An 8,647-nucleotide genomic window follows, 5' to 3' on the forward strand; every position below is an offset into this window, starting at 1 on the left:
GGGCGGGGGCACGGCCTGCGGCGTTCGATCACGAAAGGTTGCTGTGACATGCGAAGATTGCGTCGGCAGAGATCCGGCCGCTCCGGTGCGACGCCGGGGCGGACCCTGCTCGCCTTGGCCCTGGCTCTGTTCGTGCCGCTGACCGCGGCGGTATCGGGCCAGCTCCCGCGGGCCGCGGCGGCCTTCGATCCCTCCGGCTTCGACTTCTGGGTCGATTCGAGTATGGGGCCGGTCAAATCGCGCGTCTTCCGCGCCGCCGACGGCAATACCGACCGCGTCGTCTACGCCCTCGACGGTATGCGTGCGCGCGAAGACCTCAACGGCTGGGAGATCGAGACCGATATCGCCCGCCTGCTGACCTCGTGGAATATCAACGTGGTGATGCCGGTCGGCGGTCAGTCCAGCTTCTACGCGGACTGGAACGCGCCGTCCAGCTTCCTCGGCGTTGCGCCGGGCTCGGGCTCCTCGTCCGGTTCGACATCGGGATCCGGTGCGCTGCAGGCGTTTTCGGCCGGGCCGGGTAAGTCCTACACCTATAAGTGGGAGACCTTCCTGACGCAGAATCTGCGCGGCGCGCTGCGTGACCGCCTGGGATTCCGGGCCGACCGCAACGGCGTCTTCGGCCTGTCGATGGGCGGTAGTGCCGCGCTGACCCTGGCCGCCTACCATCCCGACCAGTTCAGCTTCGCCGGCTCCTTCTCCGGGTACCTGAACATCTCGGCGCCGGGTATGCGCGAGGCGATCCGCGTCGCGATGCTCGATGCCGGCGGTTACAACGTCGATGCGATGGCTCCGCCGTGGGGCCCGCAGTGGCTGCGGATGGACCCGTTCGTCTTCGCGCCGAGGCTGATTCAGAACCACACGCGGCTGTGGATCTCGGCCGGCAGCGGCATCCCCACCGCCACCGACGGACCGAATATGGGCACCGTCAACGGCATGGGACTCGAGGCTCTGGCGCTGGTGAACACCCGCGCATTCCAGGTGCGGATGGCATCCCTGGGCGCGCAGAACATCGCCTACGACTTCCCGGCCGCGGGCATCCACGCCTGGAACAACTGGCGTGACGAGGTGTACCGGATGGCTCCGGACCTGTCGGCGAACATCGGCTGACACGGATTCGCCGACGTTTCCCCTGCGGATCGTCGGCGGTCCGGCCGGCACCGCCACCCGGCGGCGTGTCGCTCGCGCGGCGCGCCACCGGGTGGCGGCGTGGTCACTGCGCCATCGCGTCCGCGTCTTCGGGGTGGGACGCACGGGTGGCGGTGACGGTCATGAGCAGGCCGCAGGCGGTGAGGCCGGCGGCGACCAGATAGAGCGGGCGGGGGCCTGCGGGGGAGTCGGCGATCAGTCCGCCGACGAGGCCCGCAGCGGCGGCGGCGAGCTGGTAGCCGGAGGCGTTGACGGCCATGGCCAGCGTGGGGGCCGCGGCGGCGGTTCGCAGCACGCGCGCCTGCATGCCGGGGATGACGGCGAAGCCGAGCAGGCCGATCGCCACCACCGCGACCACGGTGAGCGCGGTGACGGTCGCGACGAACCACGCTGCCACGAAGGTCACGGCCAGTAATCCGAGCAGCGCGGGCTGGGCGAACCGGGGGTTGCGGTCGTAGAGTGTGCCGCCGACGAGGTTGCCGATGGTCGCGCCGACACCGTAGGCGAGCAGCAGCAATGGCAACCGTCCGGCGGGATGGCCGCCCAGGTTCGTGAGCAGCGGGGCGAGGTAGCTGAACACCATCAGCGCTCCGACGTTGCCGACCGCGGTGATCGCCAGCGCCACCAGCACCGGCCCCCGCCGCAGGACCCGCAACTCGGCGACGGCCGAGGTCCGTTCCGCAGCGGCCGCGGAGGGGAATGTCCGGGCGATCGCCACCAGCCCGATCAGGCATGCGACCGCGATCGTGGCGAAGGTCGTCCGCCACCCCCACTGACTGCCGATTCGGGTGCCGATCGGGGCGCCGAGAATCATCGCCAGGTTCATGCCGAATGCCAACCGCGCCACCATGGTTCCGGCGCGTTCGGGCGCCGCGGACTGCACCGCGATCACAACGGCCTGGGCGAAGAATGTCGAGGTCACCAATGCGGTGAGCAACCGGGCCGCCAGCAGCAATCGGAAGTCGGGTGCGAGAGCGGAGACCGTGTTGCCGACGACCGCGACGGTCAGCAATGCCACCATCAACCGTTTCCGGTCGGTGCCGGCCGTCACCGCGGTGAGGAGCGGGCCGCCGACGATCATGCCGACCGCGTACGCGGTGACCAGCAGGCCGGCGGCGCCGACGGTGACGCCGAGATCGGCGGCGACCTCGGGCAGGATGCCGGCGACGACGAATTCGCCGGTGGTGACGCTGAATACGCAGAATATGAGGATGCCGAGTCGAAGCATGCTGGGACGCTAAACTCTCACGTCGACGTGAGAGTCAAGTCCGCACAGTGAACGGAGCGCCGGGTGAAGATCGGAGAGTTGGCCGAGCGAACCGGGGTGAGTGTGCGCGCACTGCGCTACTACGAGGAACGAGGTGTGCTGAAGCCGGAGCGAACCGCCACCGGATACCGCGTCTTCGGTGACTCCGACATTCGCACGGTGGCGCACATCCGCACCCTGCTCGCGGCCGGCCTGCACATGGATCTCATCGGCGAAATCCTCTCGTGCCTGTCCGGCGATTCCCTGCTGCTGGACGGCTGCCGCGAACGACTGGAGGTGGAGCGTCGCCGGATCACCGGTGATATCGACCGACTCGTCCATACCCGGTCGCTGCTGGACGACCTGCTCGCGACCACCTAGCGCGCCTCGATCCCCCACTCCGGACAGGCTTGGCCGCAGCGGTCGGAATCGACGAATACCTTCGTATTCCAGCTCTTTTCGGCCGCGGCGACACCGGGCGGTTACTTCAGGGTGCTGCCGGCATCGACGGTGAGTGGCAGACCGGTGATGTAGCGGGCCTCGTCCGACGCCAGGAAGCACACCGCTGTCGAGCCTGCCGCGAATCCTCGTGATGGAGAACAACTTCGACTTCACACCGGGGCGTGCGGAGCTGCCGGCTCTCGTCGAGCACTATCTCGACATCCTGGAGCCGCCGGCAGCGAAGCCCGCCGGCGAGTGAGGACCGCCCGGTGCCACGGCGCGGCGGTCGAACCCTCTCACCCGCACAGATTTCCGGAGTCGAGCGCTACTCCGAAGATGTGGCTCAGCCGCTCTCCTTCGAACAAGAGCAGGAACAAGCCGTAGTACACATCGAGCATCAGAGCATTGTGCACTGCCGCGGTGTCGTACGGCGTCGAGATGCGCGAGTTCGGTCCCACTGAGCGGGTTCGGTGATATTCGGACCACCCGGAATGTGACACGGTTCACGCCATCTTGTTCACCTGTCACGCCGGAGGGCACATGTCCACCTCCCTCGAAGCGACGACACCGTCGGAGCCGGTCGATACGACCGGCCGTCTCGACGGTGCGTCCAAACTTCGCATCTTCACCGTGCTCGCGGTGATCGTGCTGTTCACCGAGGTCGCCCCCATGCAATTCGTCATGGTGTCGGCGGCCCTGCGCCAGATCGCGCCGACCTTCCCCGACCAGGGCGCGAACATCAACTGGGCGATCATCATCTTCGGCGTCATCGGCGCCGCGGCCTCACCGCTCGTCGGCAAGATGAGCGACATCTGGGGCAAGAAGCGGATGTTCATGCTCTGCGGGGTGCTGTTCCTGATCGGCTGCGCGCTGTGCGCGATCACCAGCAACTGGATGCTCTTCCTGCTCGGCCGGGGTCTGCAGGCCACCGCGATCGCCACCGCGGTGATCTCCTACGGCCTGATCCGCGACCTCATGCCGCGCAAATATGTGCCGATCGGGCTGGGTGTCGCCTCCACCGGCCTGGGCGTTTCGGCCGTGGCCGGACCGCTGATCGGCGGCTACATCGTCGACCACCACAGCTGGCGAGCGATCTTCTGGTTCCTGTTCGTCTTCACCGTGATCATGCTGCCGCTGGTCGCGCTGATCGTGCCGGAGTCGCGGCTGCGCACGCCGCAGCGGCTGGACTTCATCGGTGCGGTGCTGCTGGCCGTGGGTGCGGTGCTGACGCTGATCTACCTGGACAAGGGTCAGGATTGGGGCTGGGCGAAGCCGTCCACGCTCGCCTGGCTGGTCGGCGGGCTGGTGCTGCTGGCCGCCTTCCCGATCGTGGAAATGCGTGTGCGGCAACCGATCATGGATATGAAGCTGCTGTTCCACCCGCGCGTGAGTGTGGTGCTGTTCGTCGCGCTGCTGGCGTCGTTCACGATCGGATATCAGGGCTATGCGGTGGGGTACATGACCCAGTCGCCGCCCGCGGCGGACGTCACCGCCGGTGTCGTGCAGGGCACGCTCGCCGAGATCCACGCCCAGACCGGGCAGATGCTGCCGGCGCAGGCTGTGCAGGTGAGCCTGAATCCGGGCTACACCTACGGCGACAATCTGACGCTGCTCGGATATGCGGTGCACGTGGCGCTGGCGCAGGCGGTGATCGGCATGATCGCCGGCCTGATCGGCGGCTTCTGGATTCGCCGCTCCGGCGCCCGGATGCCGCTGATGTCGGCGCTGGTGGTGATGGTGCTCAGCGGGCTGGCCTACGCGGTCCTCGATCACGGCTGGAGTGTGATCGCGCTGATCAGCGCCGTGTACGGCCTCGCCTTCGGCCTGTACTACGCCTCGACGCCGAACCTCATCGTGGAGGGCGTTCCGGCCGAACAGCAGGGCATCAGCGCGGGCATGCTCGGGGTGATGCAGTCGATGGGCGCCGCGATCGGCATCGCGGTGGCGACCGCCTTCCTCAACGCCAATCCGGTGCGCGCCGATATCTCGGTGGCGGGAAATCATGTGGCCACCAAGGATATTCCGCTGTTGTTCGCCGACCGCGGATACGAGCTGGGCTTCTACTTCGTGGCCGTGTCCGCGGCGATCGCGCTCGTGGGTGTCGTGTTCATGAAGCACGGTCGCAGCGCGGCCACCGGTGGTACCGCGTACTGATTCCGGGCTGAACGCGGGCGGTGCGGTGACCGGCGACGGCCACCGCACCGCCCGCGTGCGTCATGCTCAGCGGCCGTGCGGATTCGGCAGCGAGCCCGGCAGTTCGAGCGGCAGCGACCCGGGTTCGACGAGTTCGCGGGCCAGCAGATCCGCGATCACGTCGGCGTGCACCGGATGGTGGAAGTACCAGCCCTGGGCGGTATCGCACTGCAGTCCGAGCAGCCGATCGGCCTGATGCCGGGTCTCCACACATTCGGCGGTCACGCTCAGACCCAGATCGTGGCTGAGGTCGATGATCGTCTCCAGGATCAGCAGATCGCTGCGGCCGACCGTGCCGGCATTGCGGATGCGATGGATGAACGGCCCGGCCAGTTTCACCACGTGCAGCGGAAGCTGGCCCAGATAGGCGAGGTTGGAATAGCCGGTGCCGAAATCGTCGATGGCGATGCGGATTCCGGATTCGGCGAGGGTGTGCAGCGCTTGCAGCGGCCGCCCGATCGCATGCATGAAGGTGCGCTCGGTGAGTTCCAATTGCAGCCGGTCCGGCGGGATTCCGGTATCGGCCACGATCTTCTGCACCCGTTCGAGCCAGGCCGGATCGGCGACCTCCTCCGCCGACACGTTCACGCTGACCACGGGCGCCTTGTCGCCGAAGCGGTCGCACCAGCGCCGGCCCTCCCGGCACGCCTGCTCCAGCACCACCGTGCCGAGCGCGATGATGTGGCCGCCGCCCTCGGCCAGGTCGATGAACCGTGCGGGACTGAGAATTCCCAGCTGGGGATGGTGCCAGCGCACCAGCGCCTCCACCGCGACCGGCCGATGGTCGCCGAGATCGACGATCGGCTGGTAGTCGAGGAAGAATTCGCCGCGGGCCAGCGCGCCCGGGAGATCGGCGAGCAGTTCGGCGCGGGTGTGCTCCCGGCGGCGCCGGCTGGGGTCGAAGACCGCGTAGCGGCCGCGGCCGTCGGTCTTGGCCCAGTACATGGTCGAATCGGCGGCCTGCAGCAGCTCTTCGGTGGTGGTTTCGGCGGCCTGTTCGGAGATGACGCCGATGCTGACCCCGATCCGCAACCGGTGCCCGTCGATGTCGAACGGCACGGTGAACGCGTCGAGCACCGTGCGGGCCAGATCGATCAGTTCGCGCCGGCGTCGGGTGCGGGGCACCAGGATGACGAATTCGTCGCCGCCCATGCGGGCCACGAGATTGTTCTCCCCGACCGCGCACGCGCACAGCCGGGCCGCCGCACGGGTGAGCAGTTCGTCGCCGATGGAATGGCCGAAGGTGTCGTTGACGGCCTTGAAATGGTCGAGGTCGACGTAGCACAGGCCGACCCGCGCGTCCGGGTCGGCGAAGGCTTCGGTGAGGGCGTCGAAGAACCGGGACCGGTTGGCCAGCCCGGTGAGCGGATCGTGATGGGCGCGGTAGCTGAGCCGCTCGCGCAGCTCGCGCTGTTCGGAGATGTCCTCGACCAGGACCAGCGTGTACTGCGGCCGGCCGTGATCGTCACGGATCAGCGAGACGTTGATATTGGTCCACACGGTGTGCCCGTCGCGATGGCGATAGGCCTTCTCCATCTGCGCATGTTCGTGATCCCCGCGCAGCACCCCCGCGTACAGCTCCCACATGCCCGGCGGATCGTCGGGATGGGTGAGGTCGGTGACCTCGAGTTCGTACATCTGTTCCGGTTCGTAGCCGAGCATGGCGGCGAACGCGTTGTTGACCTCGATGATCCGGCCGGTCATATCCGACAGCCCCGTGCCGATCCCGGCTTGGGAGAACACGGCCCGCAATCGGGCCTCACTGGCACGCAACTGTTCCTCCACCACACTGCGCGCCGCGATATCGGCGGTGCGCACACTTTCCTGTTCGCTGAGCAGCCATGCCCGGAACGCTCGAACGTAACCGCCGGCGAACGCGCCGATCAGTTCCGCGGCCCGTCCCGAGCCGATGTCGAGTTCGGCGAAGTAGGTGGCCAGCACCGTCATGGTGCGGCCGAGAACCTCGTCGCCGACGAAATGAGCGCGGGCCAGATCGCCGCCCAGTTCGGCGACCCGCGCGGTACCGCCGGAGTCGGCGGCGTCGGTCAACCCCCGGGCGAGGGTGAGCAGCAACTGGTGGGCCTCGGAAACGCTCATGGGTACGACGTGATCGCGGACCCCGCCGCCGAGCGCCGCTGCCCATCGGTGCGCCAGGTCGGCGTGCGGACCGTCGTGTTCGGACCCATCCCACGCCATGTCGATGATGGTAGCCGGGGCGTGGACTTCATGTGAACCGCGGGAGTTTCGCACGTGTGTCGAATACGATTGCGTGGCTTCGCCTTCCGGCGGGGTTTAGTTCCGGAGAGGTTGCGATGACCAGACCTAGTTGGGCGCCGGAAGGCATCGACCTGGATCGGCCCAGCGCATCCCGGGTGTACGACTATTTCGTCGGCGGGATGCACAATTTCGAGATCGATCGCACACTGGCACGCCAGATCGAATCGTTCACTCCGAATGTCGCCGAGACCATGCGCGCCAACCGAGATCTGTTGCGTCGCTGCGTGCGTCATCTGGTCGACGCCGGTATCACGCAATTCCTGGATCTGGGCTCGGGCATTCCGACCGTCGGCAATGTGCACGAGGTGGCGCAGGCGCGCAATCCGCAGGCGCGGGTCGTCTACGTCGATATCGACCCGGTGGCGGTGGCGCACAGCCGGGCGATTCTGAACGGCAACCCGCATGCGGCGGTCGTGCAGGCCGATGTCGCCGAGCCGGACACGATTCTGAACGATCCGCTGGTGCGGGAGGTGCTGGACTTCGACCGGCCGATCGCCGTATTGCTTTTGGGAGTGCTGCATTTCGTCCCGGACGAGGCCGATCCGGCGGGATGTGTGGCACGGCTGCAGCGGGCCGTCGCCCCGGGCAGCTATCTGGCGATCACCCATGCCACCGCCGACGGGCAGCCGGTCGAAGTGCTGGAGGCGCAGAAGCTCTCGGGGCGCACCTCGACCGAGATCGTGCTGCGCGACAGAAACCATATCGCGGGATTCTTCCACGACTGGCCGTTGCTGGAACCAGGACTGGTGCATCTGCCGTTGTGGCGGCCGGACAATCCGGCCGACGTGGGGGAGCATCCCGAATTCTCCGGTGCCTATGGCGGTTTGGCGTTGCTGAGCTGAGCACGACTGTAGGGTGTGGACGCCCGTTTGAATATGGAAGGAATGCGGTGCGTACACCTTTGCTGATGGTTGTGTTCGGTCTGGCGCTGGCGGCCGGTGGGGCGAATGCGGTTGCCGGGGCCGACCCGATTCCCGCGGTGCCCGGTGCCGTGCAGGCGGTATCGGAGCCGATCATCGTCGGTACCGACGGCGACGGCGGGACCACGACCCTCGACGTCGGTCAGGAACTGGCGGTGGCCCTGCCCGACAACCCGACGACCGGTTACGTCTGGCAGATCGGTGAGGTCGACCGCGGGGTGCTCGCCCAGGAGGGCGACCCGGTGTTCCGGCCGGGCAGCTCGATGCCGGGCGCCCCCGGTACCAGTGTGTGGACCTTCACCGCTGCCCGCGCCGGCAGCACCCGGCTGAGCCTGGTGTCGGTGCGGCCGTGGGATCAGGCCAACCCGGGCCAGCGGTTCTCGATGACCGTCACCGTGCGGTAACACCCCGGGGATCGATA

At 67.7% G+C, this 8,647-nt stretch carries 7 protein-coding genes and 1 pseudogene; 5 read left to right on the plus strand and 3 right to left on the minus strand.

The features are described 5' to 3' along the window. Window positions 1–48 precede the first annotated feature (48 nt). Window positions 49–1,110 carry an alpha/beta hydrolase gene (locus AC5592_RS33715; RefSeq protein ID WP_063066525.1) on the plus strand — a complete coding sequence of 354 codons (1,062 nt, stop codon included), beginning with the start codon at window positions 49–51 and terminating at the stop codon, window positions 1,108–1,110. Window positions 1,111–1,213: 103 nt separating this feature from the next. On the opposite strand, the gene AC5592_RS33720 is transcribed toward AC5592_RS33715, so the two are convergent. Next, window positions 1,214–2,377 (minus strand): MFS transporter, encoded by a 1,164-nt coding sequence (locus AC5592_RS33720; RefSeq protein ID WP_063066526.1) that lies wholly within the window; start codon window positions 2,375–2,377, stop codon window positions 1,214–1,216. Between the two features lie 63 nt (window positions 2,378–2,440). On the opposite strand from AC5592_RS33720, the gene AC5592_RS33725 reads away from it, so the two are divergent. Then, window positions 2,441–2,776 (plus strand): MerR family transcriptional regulator, encoded by a 336-nt coding sequence (locus AC5592_RS33725; RefSeq protein WP_036500823.1) that lies wholly within the window; start codon window positions 2,441–2,443, stop codon window positions 2,774–2,776. Between the two features lie 101 nt (window positions 2,777–2,877). Here AC5592_RS33725 and AC5592_RS33730 read toward each other — a convergent pair. Beyond that, window positions 2,878–2,967 (minus strand): annotated as a pseudogene (locus AC5592_RS33730) (SDR family mycofactocin-dependent oxidoreductase); the annotation flags it as partial. A 409-nt stretch (window positions 2,968–3,376) separates the two neighbouring features. Here AC5592_RS33730 and AC5592_RS33735 point away from each other — a divergent pair. After that, window positions 3,377–4,990, plus strand: coding sequence for an MFS transporter (locus tag AC5592_RS33735; protein WP_063066527.1), 1,614 nt, complete (start codon window positions 3,377–3,379; stop codon window positions 4,988–4,990). 66 nt (window positions 4,991–5,056) lie between these two features. Here AC5592_RS33735 and AC5592_RS33740 read toward each other — a convergent pair whose 3' ends face one another. Then, window positions 5,057–7,225, minus strand: coding sequence for a putative bifunctional diguanylate cyclase/phosphodiesterase (locus tag AC5592_RS33740; RefSeq protein WP_063820357.1), 2,169 nt, complete (start codon window positions 7,223–7,225; stop codon window positions 5,057–5,059). Between the two features lie 116 nt (window positions 7,226–7,341). Here AC5592_RS33740 and AC5592_RS33745 point away from each other — a divergent pair, with 116 nt between their 5' ends. Both AC5592_RS33745 and AC5592_RS33750 read left to right on the plus strand, forming a co-directional pair. After that, window positions 7,342–8,148 carry an SAM-dependent methyltransferase gene (locus AC5592_RS33745; RefSeq protein WP_036500827.1) on the plus strand — a complete coding sequence of 269 codons (807 nt, stop codon included), beginning with the start codon at window positions 7,342–7,344 and terminating at the stop codon, window positions 8,146–8,148. Between the two features lie 47 nt (window positions 8,149–8,195). Beyond that, complete coding sequence (locus AC5592_RS33750) at window positions 8,196–8,630, plus strand: protease inhibitor I42 family protein (protein ID WP_157122416.1); 435 nt, start codon at window positions 8,196–8,198, stop codon at window positions 8,628–8,630. The last annotated feature ends 17 nt before the right edge of the window (window positions 8,631–8,647 follow it).

It is taken from the genome of Nocardia violaceofusca NBRC 14427, assembly GCF_963869435.1.
Classification (GTDB): Bacteria; Actinomycetota; Actinomycetes; order Mycobacteriales; family Mycobacteriaceae; genus Nocardia; species Nocardia aobensis.